The 16,367-nt window shown below is 65.3% G+C and carries 14 protein-coding genes; 11 read left to right on the top strand and 3 right to left on the bottom strand.

What is annotated here, in order from left to right; genetic code table 11:
• Positions 1-8 precede the first annotated feature (8 nt).
• Positions 9-1,535 carry a phenylalanine--tRNA ligase subunit alpha gene (gene pheS / locus NKH51_RS15615; protein ID WP_254762597.1) on the top strand — a complete coding sequence of 509 codons (1,527 nt, stop codon included), beginning with the start codon at positions 9-11 and terminating at the stop codon, positions 1,533-1,535.
• Positions 1,535-3,247, top strand: coding sequence for a phenylalanine--tRNA ligase subunit beta (gene pheT / locus NKH51_RS15610; RefSeq protein ID WP_254762596.1), 1,713 nt, complete (start codon positions 1,535-1,537; stop codon positions 3,245-3,247). Before pheS ends, pheT begins: the two co-directional genes overlap by 1 nt.
• 159 nt (positions 3,248-3,406) lie before the next feature.
• On the opposite strand, the gene NKH51_RS15605 is transcribed toward pheT, so the two are convergent.
• On the bottom strand, positions 3,407-3,604 hold the full coding sequence (locus NKH51_RS15605) for a hypothetical protein (RefSeq protein WP_006111025.1): 198 nt from the start codon (positions 3,602-3,604) through the stop codon (positions 3,407-3,409).
• Between the two features lie 237 nt (positions 3,605-3,841).
• Here NKH51_RS15605 and NKH51_RS15600 point away from each other — a divergent pair, with 237 nt between their 5' ends.
• From NKH51_RS15600 to pheA, 3 genes are all read left to right on the top strand, one after another.
• Positions 3,842-4,150 carry a non-histone chromosomal MC1 family protein gene (locus NKH51_RS15600; RefSeq protein ID WP_179261340.1) on the top strand — a complete coding sequence of 103 codons (309 nt, stop codon included), beginning with the start codon at positions 3,842-3,844 and terminating at the stop codon, positions 4,148-4,150.
• A 476-nt stretch (positions 4,151-4,626) separates the two neighbouring features.
• Complete coding sequence (locus NKH51_RS15595; protein ID WP_345779976.1) at positions 4,627-5,931, top strand: MFS transporter; 1,305 nt, start codon at positions 4,627-4,629, stop codon at positions 5,929-5,931.
• An 87-nt stretch (positions 5,932-6,018) separates the two neighbouring features.
• The gene (gene pheA, locus NKH51_RS15590; RefSeq protein ID WP_254762594.1) at positions 6,019-6,834 is read left to right on the top strand and encodes a prephenate dehydratase; all 816 of its coding nucleotides are present in this window, start codon (positions 6,019-6,021) and stop codon (positions 6,832-6,834) included.
• Positions 6,835-6,869: 35 nt separating this feature from the next.
• Here the strand turns inward: pheA and NKH51_RS15585 are convergent, their stop codons facing one another.
• Positions 6,870-7,034 carry a hypothetical protein gene (locus NKH51_RS15585; protein ID WP_254762593.1) on the bottom strand — a complete coding sequence of 55 codons (165 nt, stop codon included), beginning with the start codon at positions 7,032-7,034 and terminating at the stop codon, positions 6,870-6,872.
• A 400-nt stretch (positions 7,035-7,434) separates the two neighbouring features.
• Here NKH51_RS15585 and NKH51_RS15580 point away from each other — a divergent pair, with 400 nt between their 5' ends.
• The 3 genes from NKH51_RS15580 to NKH51_RS15570 all read left to right on the top strand — a co-directional run bounded on the left by NKH51_RS15580 (position 7,435) and on the right by NKH51_RS15570 (position 9,338).
• The gene (locus NKH51_RS15580) at positions 7,435-7,890 is read left to right on the top strand and encodes a peroxiredoxin (protein WP_254762592.1); all 456 of its coding nucleotides are present in this window, start codon (positions 7,435-7,437) and stop codon (positions 7,888-7,890) included.
• Positions 7,891-7,949: 59 nt separating this feature from the next.
• On the top strand, positions 7,950-8,369 hold the full coding sequence (locus tag NKH51_RS15575) for an Hsp20/alpha crystallin family protein (RefSeq protein ID WP_254762591.1): 420 nt from the start codon (positions 7,950-7,952) through the stop codon (positions 8,367-8,369).
• Between the two features lie 171 nt (positions 8,370-8,540).
• The gene (locus NKH51_RS15570) at positions 8,541-9,338 is read left to right on the top strand and encodes a hypothetical protein (protein ID WP_254762590.1); all 798 of its coding nucleotides are present in this window, start codon (positions 8,541-8,543) and stop codon (positions 9,336-9,338) included.
• Positions 9,339-9,363: 25 nt separating this feature from the next.
• Here NKH51_RS15570 and NKH51_RS15565 read toward each other — a convergent pair whose 3' ends face one another.
• Positions 9,364-10,134, bottom strand: coding sequence for an SDR family NAD(P)-dependent oxidoreductase (locus tag NKH51_RS15565; protein WP_254762589.1), 771 nt, complete (start codon positions 10,132-10,134; stop codon positions 9,364-9,366).
• A 187-nt stretch (positions 10,135-10,321) separates the two neighbouring features.
• On the opposite strand from NKH51_RS15565, the gene leuS reads away from it, so the two are divergent.
• The 3 genes from leuS (at position 10,322) to NKH51_RS15550 (ending at position 16,331) form a co-directional block, all read left to right on the top strand.
• Complete coding sequence (gene leuS, locus NKH51_RS15560) at positions 10,322-12,970, top strand: leucine--tRNA ligase (RefSeq protein WP_254762588.1); 2,649 nt, start codon at positions 10,322-10,324, stop codon at positions 12,968-12,970.
• 431 nt (positions 12,971-13,401) lie between these two features.
• Positions 13,402-15,570, top strand: a complete 2,169-nt coding sequence (locus NKH51_RS15555; RefSeq protein WP_254762587.1) for a methyl-accepting chemotaxis protein — start codon at positions 13,402-13,404, stop codon at positions 15,568-15,570.
• Entirely contained in the window at positions 15,567-16,331 is a 765-nt protein-coding gene (locus NKH51_RS15550; RefSeq protein WP_254762586.1) for a bacteriorhodopsin, read from the top strand. Before NKH51_RS15555 ends, NKH51_RS15550 begins: the two co-directional genes overlap by 4 nt.
• The last annotated feature ends 36 nt before the right edge of the window (positions 16,332-16,367 follow it).

Here is a 16,367-nt window from a genome sequence, read left to right as displayed (position 1 = left end):
ACAAGCGAATGCAACTTTCCGAACAACAGGTCGCGGTCTTGGAGGCCGCGAACGCGGACGAGGCAACGCCCGTCGACGCCCTCGCCGCGGCGACCGAACTCCCCCCGGAAACTGTCACCGGGGCCGTCTTCGAACTCGAGGACGAGGGACTGGTCGCCGTCAGTGAGCGCGTCGACGAAACCGTCGCCCTGACCGACGAGGGGCGCGACTACGTCGACGAGGGACTACCCGAGATCCGGCTCTACGAGGCCGCTCTCGAGGCCGGTGCCGACGACGATCCCGTCTCGATGGGGCAGGTCATCGGCGCATCGGGGCTCGAGGGCGGCGCGGTCGACATCGCGCTCTCGAACTACGCCCGGAAGGGCTACGGCGTCATCGACAGCGGCGAACTCACCGCCGATCCCGACGCGGACCCCGACGCCGACGCGGAGGCAGTCGCTCTCGAGGACCTCGCCGACGCGGACGACGCGCCGGTCGATGGCGTCGCCGTGGACGGCGGGACCCTCGAGCAACTGGAACGGCGTGGCCTGCTCGACCGGCGCGAGTCGACGGTCCGCGAGGTGACGCTGACCGAGGCTGCCGTCACGGAGCTGATGGCGGGGATCGAGACCGCCGAGACGGTCGGCCAAGTGACGCCGGAGCTACTCACCAGCGGCGAGTGGGCGGACGTCGAGTTCTCGGAGTACAACGTCGAGGCCGACGCCGAGCGCTTCGAGGGCGGCAAGGTCCACATCCTGCGCCAGACCGCAGAACGGGTCAAAGACGTCCTCGTCGGGATGGGCTTTCAGGAGATGGAAGGCCCCCACGTCGACGCGGACTTCTGGATCAACGACTGCCTGTTCATGCCCCAGGACCACCCCGCTCGCACGCATTGGGACCGCTTCGCCCTCGAGAACCCCACGCACATCGACGACCTCCCGGAGGACCTCGTCGAGCGCGTCGAGCGCGCCCACAAGCAGGGCGTCGGCCCGGACGGCGAGGGGTATCACTCGCCGTGGGACGAAGACTTCGCGCGGGCGCTCGCGTTACGCGGGCACACCACCTCGCTGTCGACGCGATACCTCTCCGGCGAGGAGATCGGCGACCTCGAGCCACCACAGCGCTATTTCAGCGTCGAGAAGGTGTATCGGAACGATACGCTCGATCCGACCCACTTGCTCGAGTTCTTCCAGATCGAGGGCTGGGTGATGGCCGAGGACCTCTCGGTTCGGGACCTGATGGGCACCTTCGAGGAGTTCTACGCCCAGTTCGGCATCACGGACATCGAGTTCAAGCCCCACTACAATCCCTACACGGAGCCCAGTTTCGAGCTGTTCGGCACCCACCCGACGACCGGCGAACTCGTCGAGATCGGCAACTCGGGGATCTTCCGCGAGGAGATGCTCGAGCCCCTCGGAGTGGACTGTGACGTGATGGCCTGGGGACTCGCCTTAGAGCGCCTGCTCATGCTGATGTACGGCTTCGAGGACATCCGGGACATCCACGGGACGCTGTGTGACCTGGAACTGCTGCGCGAGACGGAGGTGACTTACTGATGCCCACGGTCGACATCGACCCCGACGAACTGCGCGAACTGACCGGCCACGACGAGAAAGGCGACGAGGACCTCAAGGAGGACCTGTTCGGCCTCGGCCTCGAGTTCGAGGGCCGCACCGAGGAGGGCACGTTCGAACTCGAGTTCGCGCCCGACCGGCTCGACCGACTCTCCGTGGAGGGGATCGCCCGCTCGCTGCGCTACCAGTACGGCGACGCGCGGGGGATCCACGTCCCCTCGCCGAACTCGCCCGACTGGACCATCGCAGTCGACGAATCGGTTCCCGACGAACGACCCTACGTCACGGGCGCGGTGATCCGCGACGTGAAACTGGACGAGGACGGGCTGGACTCGCTCATCCAACTGCAGGAGAAACTCCACGCGACGATGGGGCGCAAGCGCGCGAAGGGCGCGATCGGGATCCACGACCTGACGATGCTCAAAGGGAGTCCCGCCACCGAGGGGAACCCGACGATCGAGTACGTCGGTGTCGAACCTGACGGGGACCGGTTCGTTCCCCTCGATTCGGACGCCGAGATGACGCCCGCGGAGGTGCTCGAGAACCACCAGACGGGGCAGACCTACGCCGACTTGGTCAGCGAGTACGAGCGGTATCCGGCGATCTACGACGATATCGGGCTGTTCTCGTTCCCGCCGGTCATCAACGGCCGCCGGACCGAAGTCTCGACGGACTCGAGAGACCTGTTCGTCGAGATGACCGGCACCGACCAGTGGACGATCGACAAGATGCTGAACATCGTCTGCTACGCGCTCGCTGCGCGGGGAGCCACCATCGAGGAGGTGACGGTAGAGTATCCCGACCGCGAACTCGTCCGTCCAGACCTCTCGACGAAGACGAAGACGGTCGCCCACGACCGCATCGAGACCATCCTTGGCATCGGGCTCGACCCCGAGGACGTGATCGACCTCGCCGAGCGCTCGGGACTCGAAGCCGAGCGCGACGAAACCGAGGACGGGGATCTCGTCTACGAGGTGACGATCCCGCCGTACCGCGTCGACGTCCTCCACCCGCTCGATATCATCGACGACCTCGGGCGCGCCTACGGCTTCAACGACCTTGAGCCGCGCTACCCCGACGTGGGGACCGTCGGCGGCCGCCACGAGCGCTCCCGGCTCGAGCGAGCGGTCCGCGAGGGACTCGTCGGGCTGGGCTTCGAGGACCTGCTGAACTTCCACATGATCAGCGAGGAGGAGAACTACGACCGCCTCGATATCTCGCCGGGCGAGGACGCCTACGGCGCGGGCGAGCCGCCGACGATCAAAGGGCCCTACAGCGAGGACTTCACCATGCTCCGGACGTGGGTCATGCCCTCGCTGCTGATGGTCTTAGAGCGCAACACCCACCGCGCGTACCCACAGAACCTCGCCGAAATCGGCTTCGCCGCCGAGATCGACGACTCGGAGAACACCGGCGTCGCGGAGGGCCGGCGCGTCGGGGCCGTCCTCGCCCACCACGATACGGGCTACGAGGACGCCAAAGCGCGCCTCCAGGCGCTCGCGCGCAACTTCGACGCCGACCTCGAGACACCGCCGACCGACCATCCGACCTTTATTTCGGGTCGAACCGCCGCCGTGGTCATCGACGGCGAGGAAGCCGGCGTCATCGGCGAGGTCCACCCGAAGGTCCTCGTCGAACACGACCTCGAGGTGCCGGTCTCGGCCTTCGAGTTCGATCTCGAGGCGCTGCGCTGAGGCGGAAGCGGTTTTTCTCGAGCGCGGTCTACGTTTGTGGAAGCGGTCTAACGTGTTGTACCGCGAGCGACCGCAGGGAGCGAGCGGGTCTTTTTGGTCGAGATTTTTGCGCCGAGCGGTTCGCTCTGCGAGCGAACCCGAGGCGTAAAAAGGTCGGTTCTAGAATTCGTGTTCGACGTCCTCTTCGTCGGCTTTCTGAATGATTATTTTCCCGTCCCGGACCCGGACGAAGACCTCGTCGCCGATATCCATGCCCGCGACTGCGAGTTCATCCTCGTGGAGGTTGAGGTGGACGTTGTGGTAGTTACCGTCTTCGTCTTTCGCACCGCTTGGACTCAGCTTCTTTTTCCGTACCATCGCGGGATTCTATCCCGAACTTCGCCGTAGGATATACTTAAGTGTTTTCGACGGCACAACGACTGCGCTCGAGCGGCGGCCAGCGAAACGACGAGTACGACGGGAAAACGAACGCTGGATACGAATACTGCGGGGAACTGGTGTCCGCAAAGTACTTAAATATACCGACGCAGTCGGTCGATTTGCGGGGATATCTTTATGTCCGACCGTGCGTTGAATTGACACGGAGGCGAAATCATGGTACGCGAAGACGGTAAACGAAACTTTGCGCTGCGTGAATCGGGCGGCGACGAATCGAGCGTCTTCTCGGGCAACACGCCCCGACAGGCGGCGCTCAAAGCGGCCAGGCGGCTCGAGCCCGGTTCGAGCGAGGAGTCGGCCGAGCGCGTCGAACTGAAACTGCGAGAGAAAGGGACGGACAAGGTCCACATCTACGACGGCTGGGCATGGGAGGAGACCGCGCCGAGCGACAAGCCGGACTGGATGCCCGACGAAATCACGGAAGCGAACGTCTCGAAGAAGGGAATCGAACATCTGGACGAGTAAGTCGCGGTCACTTTCTCCGACCGCAACGGTCCAGCGATGCCGTTCGACGGCCAGTGGCGCGATACCGCGTACCGATACGTAGCCCTCGAGTCGGACTCGCCGCCGAGGTCGAATCGCGGTGGGTCGATCGGCGCGCATTTCGAGAATCGGCGGTCACCCCCGATCTCGTTTTACATTCGGATATCTTATGCGGCATGTTCGGCAACTGTTCAGGAATTAAAGCACATAATACTGAACGTATTTGTCGGGATAGTGCCGTACAGTTCGAAAGGCGTTAATAATTAGGTTTATACGTGAATCGCGACACCTGCCGAGTGAAGCATGTGGGAGTACGTCGAAATAATTGGCAGTATAGGGGCAATAAACAGGACTATAGGTGGCTTCAGACGAACATTCGTGTCGCTAGAAGCCCGTTTCGAGGCCGGAATGAAACATTCCACCAACACGGTCGAACGGGGTGAGCAGGCGTGATCAAGATGACCAAGTACCGGACGCTGGTGCTGGCGACGATCGGGTTCAACTTCTCGTTCCTGATCTGGTTCTCATTCGCCCCGTTTACCGGGCCGATGGCCGACGAATTCGGCCTCTCGCTCGCGGAGATCGGGATCCTCGCGAGTGCGGCGATCTGGCTCGCGCCGTTCGGTCGTATTCTGACCGGCTGGCTCTCCGACCGCTGGGGTGCGCCGACGGTGTTCGCTATCGTGCTGGCGTACGTCGGCGTCTTCTCGATGGCGTCGGCGTTCGCCCAGTCCTACACCGTCTTCTTCATCGAGCGGCTGATCGTCGCGACGGCAGGGATCACCTTCGTCATCGGCATCCAGCACGTCTCCGAGTGGTTCGACGAAGAGGAGCTGGGCACCGCCGAGGGGATCTACGCCGGCGTCGGCAACGCCGGTGCTGCGGGCGGTGCGCTGATCCTCCCGCGTGTATTCGGCGAAAACTGGAGTGGACCGCTCTTCGAGACGAACTGGCGAGCGGCGTTTTTCTACACCGGCGTCGTCTCGATCCTGCTCGCGATCGTCTACTACTCGATCGGGGAGGCCGCAAAGTCCGATGAGCGCCGACAGGCGACCGCCGAGAGCGCGACGTTCAAGCAGTGGATCCACACCGCCACGCGCTACGGGACCGTCGTCCTCGCGCTGGCGTACGTGATGAGCTTCGGTCTCGAGCTCTCGATGAACGGCTGGCTGGCGACCTACTACCGCGAAGGGTTCAACACGGACAACCTCGTGCTGGCGAGTACGTTCGCCGCCACGTTCTCGGTCGCGGCCGGTCTGTTGCGCCCGATCGGCGGCTACATGAGCGACCGGCTTGCCCGCAACGAGACGGACATCCTCCCGTTCTTTACGGGGCGATACCGCGAGCAGTGGACGTTCGTGACGCTGTGTCTCATCGTCCTCGCGATGATCGGGATGAGTCTCGCAGGGCTGACCGGCGAAGTGCTGCTGGCCGTCGGAGCCGGCTTCATCGTCGGGATGAGCTGTGCGTTCGCCGAGGGAGCGATCTTCGCTCAGGTGCCCGCGATGTTCCCCAACAGTTCGGGGAGCGTCGCCGGCGTCGTCGGCGGCGTCGGCACCGTCGGCGGGATCGTCTACCCGCTCGTCTACGCCGCACCGCTGATGCCGACGCTCCACACCGGCTACTCCGTCGTCGCCGCGACGATGATCCCCATCCTGTTGCTCTGTGCGTGGGTCTTCCAACCCCACGTCGCCTCCCGAGCGACCGAAGACGGCTTCCTCGCCTCGAGCGAGTCCGGAGCCGGACTACCGACCGACGACTGATGGCTGCTGGCTGAGAATCGACGTACTGATATCGTGCCCCCGCGAAACCCGACGGTCTTTTGACCCGTAGCCTGCTATCGACGGGCAATGGCTGCAGTCACGCTCGGTCCCGAAGGTACCTACTCACACAGAGCGACGAGTGCCATCGCCGACGACGGCGAGATCGACTTCCGACAGTCGGTCACGGCGATCGTCGACGCCGTCGCGAGCGGCGAGTACGACCGGGGCGTCATCCCCATCGAGAACAGCATCGAGGGCAGCGTCACGGAGAGTCTCGACGCGCTCGCCGACTACGAGGTCGCGGTCGTCCGCGAGGTCGTCACCCCGATCAGACACGCCTTGCTCGCTCAGGGGCCGGAGTTCGATACCGTCGCCAGCCACTCCCAGGCGCTGGCCCAGTGTCGCACCTTCCTCGAGCGCGAGTACGCCGACGCGACCCTGGAAGCGGTCGCGAGCACCGCCCAGGGCGTCGAGTTCGCACAGGAGGACCCGTCGGTCGCGGGCATCGGACACCCCGCGCTGGGCGACGAGAGCGACCTCGAGGTGCTGGCCGAGGACATTCAGGACCAGGACTCGAACGCGACACGCTTTTTCGCGATCGCACCCGCCGACGAACGCTCGACGGGCGGCGGTAAGACCTCGCTCGTGGTCTACCCGAACTCGAACTACCCCGGACTCTTGCTCGAGTTGCTCGAGCCCTTCGCGGACCGCGATATCAACCTGACCCGCGTCGAATCGCGGCCGAGCGGCCAGCGGCTGGGTGATTACGTCTTCCACGTCGACTTCGAGGCCGGCCTCTACGAGTCGCGAACGCAGGAAGCGATCGAAGAACTCGAGGAACTCGCGGAGAACGGCTGGGTCCGGCGGCTGGGATCGTACGACATCGAACACGTCGTCAGCTAACCGCCGTGACGACGGAAGCGGAGAGCCGAGAACGCTCAGTCGCGCGTCGTTTCGCGTTCGGGGCGGAGCCACGAGCGGATTCGGTCAGCGTAGGCGGCCGCACCGAGGCCGAGTCCGGCGACGAACGTCAGCAGCGCCGGTCCGAGGATCCACAGGAGATTCGGGTGTTCCGTACCGGTGTGAAGCGCGATCTCTTCCATGCGATCACGTACGGGACAGAGCCGCCATAAGCGGACCGACGTCGGCCGACCCACCCCGACCCGACCGTCCCCGATACCGGAGCCGAACGCAGGGTCCGAACCGACGGGACGATCGTCAGCGTCCCCACGAACAGTCCGGGTGCGAGAATCGAACTCCGCGTCTCAGCCCGCACAGGCTGAAGGATAGCCACTACCCCAACCCGGACACGCCGCGTCTCGCCGCATTCCTCGGTACCACGGCCCTTCTGTAAGGCGTGCTGATTCTCCACAGTGGCTGTAAATCAGGGAAGCGTACTTGATACGCCGGGCCTCGAGCGAGCAGCCACCGTTTCGCCGCCCGAGACGGAACCGTGCTCGCCGGGACCAAAAACTGTTTTCCGTATCCCGCGGTACGGCGAGTATGTCACTCAACGCCGGCGACGACGCGCCGACCGTGGCCGCATCGAACCAGGACGGCGAGGAGGTCACCCTCGAGTTCGAGGAGCCGACCGTCCTCTACTTCTATCCGAAAGACGACACCCCCGGCTGTACCGTCGAGGCCAACCAGTTCCAGCGCGAGCGCGAGACCTATCGGGACGCCGGCGTCGACGTCTACGGCGTTTCGACCGACGGCGTCGACTCCCACCGGTCCTTTTGCGAGTCGGAAGGCCTCGAGTTCGACCTGCTCGCGGATCCCGACGCGGCGATCGCCGACGCCTTCGGCGTCGAATTGCGGGACGGCAAGACCGCACGCACAACGTTCCTGCTGGCCGACGGCGAGGTGCAGGCGGTCTACGAGGGCGTCGACCCCGACGGCCACGCGCGCGAGGTCCTGTTCGACGCCCTCGACGACGGACTGGTGACCCTCCCCGAGTAGCCCCTTCTGTCGTCACACTGCGGGCAGAATTTATCCCCGTCGGGATCCTACATGCCGCCATGCGACGCAATCCGTTCGACGAGATCGAGGAGCTGTTAGACCGCGTGAGCCGACAGGTCGAGGAGGGGATGAGCGCCGGCGGCCTTCAGGTACCCGGTACCGTCCCGATCGACGTCGCCGACACCGGCGAGGAGTACGTCGTCACCGCCGACCTGCCGGGCTACGAGACAGACGACATCGACCTGACGCTCTCGGAGGGGTCGCTACGCTTCGAGGCCAACCGGACGGACGAAGCCCAACACGCCGATGGCCGATACCTCCGTCGCGAGCGGACGAAAACGTCCGCGAGCCGACGGGTCCGCCTGCCCGAACCGGTCGACGAGGAGGCTGTCGCCGCGGGTTTCGAAAACGGCGTGCTAACGGTCCAGCTGCCGAAAGAGTCGGGCGGCGAAGAGACGCGCCACATCGATATCGAATAGCGCCAGCAGCGACGGGACTCAAGTTCGAAGCCGCTGGTGGCCGGTGGTTCGGTCCGTCGAGACCCGCATGCCGAAACGTGATCGACGAGCGATAGCGATCGACAGCTACCGACCGCGTCGCTGGCGGGATATATCACACCATTATTATATCTCGTTTACACATGCACGGGTATGGAGACACTGTTCGTCCTCGCTGTCGCAGCAGGCTTCGTGCTGTTCGGTGTGATGGCGTTCTCGAGCGCCCGGCGGTTGGGCAGTCGGCAAACGACGATCGACGAACTCGAATCGACGGACGAAGGTCGGCTCGAGCCGGGAGGCGAAGCGACGGTCAGCGGACCGGTCTCCGTCGTCGAACCGGCGTCGCCGGAGCAAACCGGTCCAGAGTCGAACGAAACCGATTCGGCCGCCCTCTGGGCGTGGCGGCTCCGCCGGAAGGAGGGAACGGGGAACGGCAGTCGATGGCGGACCGTCGACGGCGAACTTGCGGTCGGCGACGTTGCCGTCGATCATAGCTGGGACCGCGTTCGCATCGACGCCGCGGCGCTCGCGGCCGACGTGGACGACCCGTTCGACTCGTCGCAGGTGTTTCTCGGTGAGCCGAACACGGACGTCTATCTCGGCGAGCTCGACCCGATAAACCGGTTCTTAGAGCGAACGGGGCTGGCCGGCGAAGACGGCGTGTTGAGCGACGTAGAGGTCACGGTCAGCGTCGGCAAGAAGACGACCATGCCAGACAAGTATCAGGCCACCGTCGTCCATAGCGGCGACGAACTGATCGTCCACGGCGAACTGACCGAGACGGCAGACGGGTACGTCCTTCGGGGCACCGACGAGACGCCGCTGTCGATCGCGGCCGGCGACCTCGAGGCCCAGGAGGAGCGGTTGCGCTCGGAGATCCGCATGCGAAAGGTAGTCAGCGGTGTGTTCGTCGGTCTCGGCGTGCTCGTCGCGATACTCGGTATTCTCTAAACGCGGGCTCGGCCCATTCCCGGCGTTAGTACCACGCGCCGCCGGACGAGACGTTGATATCCTGCCCCGTAATGTGTCTCGAGTCCGCGCTCGCGAGGTGGACGGCCAGTTCGGCGACCTCCTCGGGCGGGACCAGGTCGTCGATCATGAGGCGATCGACGACTTCCCCCTCGACCGCTTCGGCGGGAACACCCGCCTCCTCGGCCTGGCGTTCGAAGACGTTCCGGATCCGCTCGCCCTCGACCGGGCCGGGACAGATCGCGTTGACGGTGACGCCGTCGTCGCCGAACTCCGCGGCCATCGCGCGGGTCACGCCGATCAGCCCCATCTTCGAGGCGGCGTAGGGCGTCCGGTTGGCGTAGGGGCGTTTGCCGCCGATCGAGGAGATGTTGACGACGCTCCCCCGTTCGGACTCGCGGAGATGGGGAGCCGCCTCGCGGGTGACGCGAGCGACGCCGACGACGTTGACGTCTAAGGTCTCGAGCCACTCGTCATCGGTCGTCCCCTCGAGGGGCGCGGTGGGGCCGGCGATTCCCGCATTGTTTACGAGACAGTCCAGACCGCCGAAGGTCGCGACCGTTTCGTCGATCGCGTCGGCAACCGAGTCGGGGTCTGTCACGTCGGTCTCGACAGTGAGCGTCCGACCCGGTGCGTCGATTTCCTCGGCGGTCTCGTAGATGCCGTCGCTGCGGGCCGCGAGCGCGACGTTCGCGCCCTCGTTCGCGAACGCGACGGCGATTTCGCGGCCCAGTCCCTGGCTCGCGCCCGTGACGAAGACGGTGGAATCTGCTACCATGGAACGAGATGGGACGAGGGGAAGATAAAACTCCTCGCCTTCCGGAACCGCCCGGACGGCCGACGGTGAGGTCTGTTTCGAGGTAACGGTCGGTCGGCGAACGCGTCGGTTGCGAGGAAGGTCGTCGGGGCGGGCTAGTGTATGGAAAGGTATAGGGCGGCGTCCCCGCCTAGTGGTATATAAGCAAATGAGTGACGCGGGATACGACCACGCGGCGGTCGAACGGCGCTGGCAGGAGGCGTGGGACGAGTCGAACGTCTACCGGACGCCCGACGGCGTCGACGATCCGACGTACGTCCTCGGGATGTACCCGTACCCGTCGGGCAAGCTCCACATGGGCCACGTCAGAAACTACACGATCACGGACGCGTACGCCCGCTACCGACGGATGCGAGGCGACGAGGTCCTCCATCCGATGGGGTGGGACGCGTTCGGCCTCCCCGCCGAGAACGCCGCCAAAGAACGCGATACGAACCCGCGGGACTGGACCTTCGACTGCATCGAGACGATGAAAGGCCAGATGGAGGCGATGGGCTTTGGCTACGACTGGGAGCGGGAGGTCACCACCTGCACGCCCGAGTACTACCAGTGGAACCAGTGGCTCTTCGAGCGCTTCTACGAAGAAGGCCTCGTTGAGCGCCGCGACGCCGAGGTCAACTGGTGTCCCACCTGCGAGACCGTACTAGCCGACGAACAAGTCGAGGGCGAGGCCGAACTCTGCTGGCGCTGTGATACGCCCGTCGAACAGCGCGAACTCGACCAGTGGTTCCTGCAGATCACCGAGTACGCCGACGAACTGCTCGAGGCCATCGACGACCTCGAGGGGTGGCCCAACTCGGTCCGGCAGATGCAGCGCAACTGGATCGGCCGGCAGTACGGCAGCGAGGTCGATTTCCAGATCGAGGGACACGGCCCGGTCACGGCGTTCACGACCCGCCTCGACACCATCTACGGGGCGACCTTCTTCGCGCTCGCGCCGGACCACCCGATCAGCGAGGAACTGGCCCGGGAAGACGACGCCGTCCACGAGTTCGTCCACCACGAGGCCGATCCGGAGGGCGACGAGCCAAACGGCGTCGAGACGGGCCTGACCGCGACCAATCCCGCTACCGGCGAGGAGATCCCCGTCTACGTCGCCGACTTCGTCCTCTCAGACGTCGGAACGGGCGCGCTGATGGCCGTCCCCGGACACGACGAGCGCGACCACGCGTTCGCGAAAAAGCACGACATCGACATCCGACCGGTCATCGCCCCCGAACCCGAAGGCGACGCGAAGCCGACGGCCCCGGACGTGGACGAGGCGGCGTTCACCGAGGACGGCGTCCTGATCGACTCCGGGGAATACAGCGGCCTCGACAGCGAGACCGCCCGCGAGCGACTCACCGAGGATATCGAGAGCGCCGAAGAGGCCACGCAGTACCAGCTTCGCGACTGGGGAATCTCCCGGCAGCGCTACTGGGGGACGCCGATCCCGGTCGTCCACTGTTCGGACTGTGGCCCCGTGACGGTCCCCGAAGAGGACCTGCCCGTCGAACTCCCCGAGTTCATCAACACGACCGGCAACCCGCTTGACGCCGCCGAGGAGTGGAAGGAGACGACGTGTCCCGAGTGCGGGGCCCCCGCCGAACGGGAGACCGACACGATGGACACCTTCGTCGACTCCTCGTGGTACTTCCTGCGGTACGTCTCGCCGGACCTCGAGGACGCGCCCTTCGACCGCGAGCGGGCCAACGACTGGATGCCCGTCGACCAGTACGTCGGCGGCATCGAACACGCCGTGATGCACCTGCTCTACTCGCGCTTTTTCACGAAGGTGCTGGCCGACCACGAGGGACTCGAGCACCGCGAGCCCTTTACGAACCTGCTCGCCCAGGGGATGGTCCAACTCGAGGGCGAGAAGATGTCCAAGTCCAAGGGCAACGTCGTCTCGCCCCAGCGGATCGTCGAGGAGTACGGCGCGGACACGGCGCGGCTGTTCATGATGCAGGCGGCCCAGCCCGAACGCGACTTCGACTGGAGCGAGGAGGGCGTCAAGTCGACGTACGCCTTCCTGACGCGGCTCAAAGAGATGGTCGCGACGTACGCCGCCGAGCGGCCGGCCGGCGACGACGACGCGATCGCGAGCTACGTCGACGCGGAGATCGACGCGACGATCGCCATCGCCAGCGAGGAGTACGACGCCCTGACGTTCAACAAGGCGCTGCGAGAGACCCAAGACCTGACGCGGACGCTGCGCCAGTACGTCGACTACACCGAGCCCCACGCCGAGACCTACGAACGCGGACTGTCGACCGTCGTCCGCCTGCTCGCGCCGGTTGCGCCGCATCTGGCCGAGGAACTGTTCGACGACTTGGGCGGCGAGGGCTTCGCCGCCGAGGCCGACTGGCCGACCGCCGAGATCGACCGTGACCGGGTCGCCAAGCGCCGCCGGCTGGTCGAGAACACGCGCGAAGACATCCGCGACATCGTCGACGTCGCGGGGATCGAGGATCCGACGGCGATCGACGTCGTCGTCGCCCCCGACTGGAAGTACGACGCCTTGGAGATCGCGATCGAAAGCGACGCGGACAACCTGATCGGCGAACTGATGCAACAGGACCACATCCGCGAGCAGGGTGACGCCGCGGCCAGTTATGGGCAGGATCTGCAAGCCGAGCGAGAGGCGCTCTCGATGACGCTCGAGTCCGACGAGGAGTACGCGGCGCTCGAGTCGGCGGCGTGGCTGATCGAACGCGAGTTCGAGGCCCCGGTTCGCGTCGTCCGCGCCGAGGAGGCCGACGCGGACGTGCTCGCGAACGCCGAACCCGGCCGACCGGCCATCGAAATCGACGACTGAAAGCGCAGCGGGATCGGACCGACCGGCGACACTCCCCCGATACCGCGCCGTGATCGCTCGTTTTCGTTCTTGCAACTATCGCTCTCGCGGTTCTCAGCGCCGATCGTCCGCGGAATCGATCGACCCGTGCGGACTGCTGTTAGCATTACGTTAAAACTGAATTTACGTTCATCGGATACGACCGTCGCTAGAATTATACCGCACCGTCACTGTCTGTATCCCACTCTTAGACGGGATCATTACTGACTACCTCGGGCAACAATCAATTCAACCGATACATTCAATGGGGAAGGAAAACAGGGATTAGGAAGGCAGAGAGCACTGGGTTGCTCAACCGATGTGACAATATGGCACTCGAGGACACTATCCCGGACCGGCTCAGAGAAACGTATAGCGTAAAGATCGGATTGATTTTCGTGTTAATAGCGGTGATGACGCTTGCCGTCGGCACACTCTTTCTCGGCCACGTCTCGGGGTCCGTCGGCCCTGCGGCGGCGGATCACTTCGATGACCGGACCGACGACCGAAGTGACGTCGCCGCGGTCTGGCTCGAGACGACCGGCGAGACGGCGAGCGGACTCGCTACCGATCCGACAGTCGAGGGGGGAACGGCCGACGAGATCGAAACCGAGCTTGCGGCGACCCACTCCGCCCGTGAGGGTCGGATCGCAGCGATACACTATCTCGACGGGGACGGGAGCGTCCTCGCGAGCAGTACCGACGGGGCCGTCGGGGAGAGCTTCTTCGAAGCGGCCGGGGTCGAGGGAGAGACGAACGGGCCGAGTGCCGCTCATCAGGGGGTGGCGACCAACGGTTCGGTTCTCTCTTTCGTCACCAGCGTCGAGCGCGACGACGGCAGTCAGGGCTACGTGGTCGTCTCCGCACCCGTCGACGCGTTCGCGTCGGTCCTCGAGACGGAGGGCGCACGGACGGTCGTCACCGACGGCGACGGCGCAACGGTCGCGGCGGTCGGTGACGAGGCGTCGATCGGCGACGGCTCGGTTCTGACCGCCGTCTCGCCGTCCGACGACGGTGTCGTGACGGGGGTTCCCGAGGGGACCGACACGGAGTACGCGGCGACGGCGGCGACCATCGATATCGGCGAAACGTCGCTAACGGTCACGACCTACGACACCGCGACGGCCGTCTACGCGCCGCAAAACACCGCGACGGCGTCGCTGGTCGCGATGCTTTTCGTCTTCTTCCTCCATCTTGGGTTCGTCGGGATCGTCCTCGGGGGCAACATCTCGCTGAACCTCCGTCGGCTCGCGAACAAAGCCGAGCGGATGGGCGAGGGCGACCTCGAGGTCGATCTCGAAACCGACCGGATCGACGAGGTCGGGACCCTCTATGCCTCTTTCGCCACGATGCGTGACTCGCTCAAGGAGACGCTGTCCGATCTGGAAGACCAGCGCGAACGCGCCCGCGAGGCCCAGCAGCGGACCGAACAGCGCAACCGAGAACTCGAGGCCGAGGCCGAACGCTACAGCGAGGTCATGGCGGCGTGTGCCGCCGGGGACCTCGAACAGCGCCTCGAGCCGGAGACGGACCACGAAGCGATGACGTCGATCGCCGAGGCGTTCAACGAGATGATCGCCGACCTCGAGGAGGCAGTCGCACAGGTCAAGACGATCTCCGCGGAGGTCGCCCGAACGAGTACCGAGGTCCAGACCAGTTCCGACGAGATTCGACGGGCGAGTCAAGAGGTCAGCACTTCGGTGCAAGAGATTTCAGACGGCTCCGCAAAGCAGGCCGAGGACCTCTCGGTCGCGACGACCGAGGTCAAGGAGATGTCCGCGACCGTCGAGGAGGTCGCGGCCGCGACGAGTTCGATCGCCGAGCAGTCCAACGAGGTCGACGAACTGGCCACCGAAGGCCGGCAGGCGGTCGCGGAGACGACTGCGGAGATGCACGCGGCCAGCGACCAGACGGAAGCCGTCGCCGAGACGATCCGCTCGCTCGACGAGGAGGCAGAACAGATCCAAGAGATCGTCGAGTTGATCGACGAGATCGCCGGGCAGACGAACATGCTCGCGTTGAACGCGGCTATCGAGTCCGCGCGATCCGAGAGCGCCTCGAGCGATAGCGGCGGTTTCCAGGCCGTCGCCGACGAGGTCAAGGAACTCGCAGCACAGACCCAGTCGGCAGTCGACGACGTCGAAATCATGATCGAATCGATTCAACAGCGGGCGACCGAGAGCGCAACGCAAATACAGCAAGCAGAGGCGACGATCGGTTCCGCGACCGGTCGGGTCGACGATCTCTCGCGGAAGTTAGACCGGATCGCGACGGAGATCGAACAGGTGGCCGCCGGCGTCGAGGAGATCGACCAGGCGACCGACGAACAGGCCGGCTCCGCCGAGGAGCTGGCGACGATCGTCCAAGACGTCGCGAGCGTCGCCAACGAGACGACCTCGCAGGCCCAGCAGGTCGCCGCGGCCGCCGAGGAGACGACCGCGACGATCAGCGACGTCTCGGCCGAGGCGACCCGACTCGACGAACGCGCAGCGGATCTCGCCGACGCCGTCGACGAGTTCTCCGTGTCGTCGTCGGCGAATCCGACCGCAGCCGCCGCGGGACAGGGCGGTGATTCCCGATGATCCCCGAACTACAGCTCTACCGATTTGCCTTCTACGTGCAGGTGGCCGCGACGCTCGGATTCCTCGTCTGGGTTAGTCGAATGCCCACGGGCAAGCGCCGATACTACCTCTCGATCCCGCTCATCTGCGGGACGCTCGCGCTCGGTTACTTCGGGATGTCGGCGGAGCTGTTGACCGCCACGGCGGCCAACGGCCAACCGATCCCGATGAGCCGCTACATCGACTACGTCATCGCGACGCCGGTCATGATCATCATCGCCGGCCTCGTCGCGGGCGCGAGCACACGCCAACAGGTCGCGATGGTCGTCTTCGGTTTGGGCTGGGTCGGCGTGACGGCCGTCGGCTACTTCCTCGAGTCGCCGCTGGATTCGGTGGCTACGCTGTCCGCGCTCGTCAGCCTCGTCGTGCTCATCTATCTGATGGTGTGGCCGGTCACGAGACGGTCCGGAAAACAAAGCGGCGAGCGCGTCCTCCTCTACGGGAAGCTCCGTAACCTGCTCCTCCTGCTGTGGGTGCTCTATCTGGTCCTCGGTATCGCCTCGCGGCAGAACCTGGGACTGCTCGACGCGTTCAGCGGGGTCTTCCTCGCTGTCTACCTCGACGTACTCACCCGCGTCGGATTCGGCGTGTTGGTGCTTCGGGCCACCGACGCGACCGAGCAGGTGATCGAGCGGATCGAATCGGGCGGATCGAGCGGGGACGGCTCGGACGGTGTCACCCTCGAGAAGCCGGACGACGCCGCGATCGACCCGGCTGATTGAGGCCGACCGGCGCGATTCGATCGCGAGCCCACGATC

Origin of the sequence: Natrinema marinum, from assembly GCF_024296685.1 — an archaeon.
Taxonomy (GTDB): domain Archaea; phylum Halobacteriota; class Halobacteria; order Halobacteriales; family Natrialbaceae; genus Natrinema; species Natrinema marinum.
This window is presented reverse-complemented; position numbering and strand designations above follow the sequence as displayed.

What these genes read in the sequence shown, in the direction of transcription:
- NKH51_RS15555 (WP_254762587.1), top strand. Translation starts at nt 13,402, where the DNA reads ATGACGCTTGCCGTCGGCACACTCTTTCTCGGCCACGTCTCGGGGTCC.
- NKH51_RS15565 (WP_254762589.1), bottom strand. Translation starts at nt 10,134, where the DNA reads ATGGTAGCAGATTCCACCGTCTTCGTCACGGGCGCGAGCCAGGGACTG.
- NKH51_RS15595 (WP_345779976.1), top strand. Translation starts at nt 4,627, where the DNA reads ATGACCAAGTACCGGACGCTGGTGCTGGCGACGATCGGGTTCAACTTC.
- pheS (WP_254762597.1), top strand. Translation starts at nt 9, where the DNA reads ATGCAACTTTCCGAACAACAGGTCGCGGTCTTGGAGGCCGCGAACGCG.
- NKH51_RS15570 (WP_254762590.1), top strand. Translation starts at nt 8,541, where the DNA reads ATGGAGACACTGTTCGTCCTCGCTGTCGCAGCAGGCTTCGTGCTGTTC.
- NKH51_RS15585 (WP_254762593.1), bottom strand. Translation starts at nt 7,034, where the DNA reads ATGGAAGAGATCGCGCTTCACACCGGTACGGAACACCCGAATCTCCTG.
- NKH51_RS15575 (WP_254762591.1), top strand. Translation starts at nt 7,950, where the DNA reads ATGCGACGCAATCCGTTCGACGAGATCGAGGAGCTGTTAGACCGCGTG.
- NKH51_RS15580 (WP_254762592.1), top strand. Translation starts at nt 7,435, where the DNA reads ATGTCACTCAACGCCGGCGACGACGCGCCGACCGTGGCCGCATCGAAC.
- pheT (WP_254762596.1), top strand. Translation starts at nt 1,535, where the DNA reads ATGCCCACGGTCGACATCGACCCCGACGAACTGCGCGAACTGACCGGC.
- leuS (WP_254762588.1), top strand. Translation starts at nt 10,322, where the DNA reads ATGAGTGACGCGGGATACGACCACGCGGCGGTCGAACGGCGCTGGCAG.
- NKH51_RS15550 (WP_254762586.1), top strand. Translation starts at nt 15,567, where the DNA reads ATGATCCCCGAACTACAGCTCTACCGATTTGCCTTCTACGTGCAGGTG.
- NKH51_RS15605 (WP_006111025.1), bottom strand. Translation starts at nt 3,604, where the DNA reads ATGGTACGGAAAAAGAAGCTGAGTCCAAGCGGTGCGAAAGACGAAGAC.
- pheA (WP_254762594.1), top strand. Translation starts at nt 6,019, where the DNA reads ATGGCTGCAGTCACGCTCGGTCCCGAAGGTACCTACTCACACAGAGCG.
- NKH51_RS15600 (WP_179261340.1), top strand. Translation starts at nt 3,842, where the DNA reads ATGGTACGCGAAGACGGTAAACGAAACTTTGCGCTGCGTGAATCGGGC.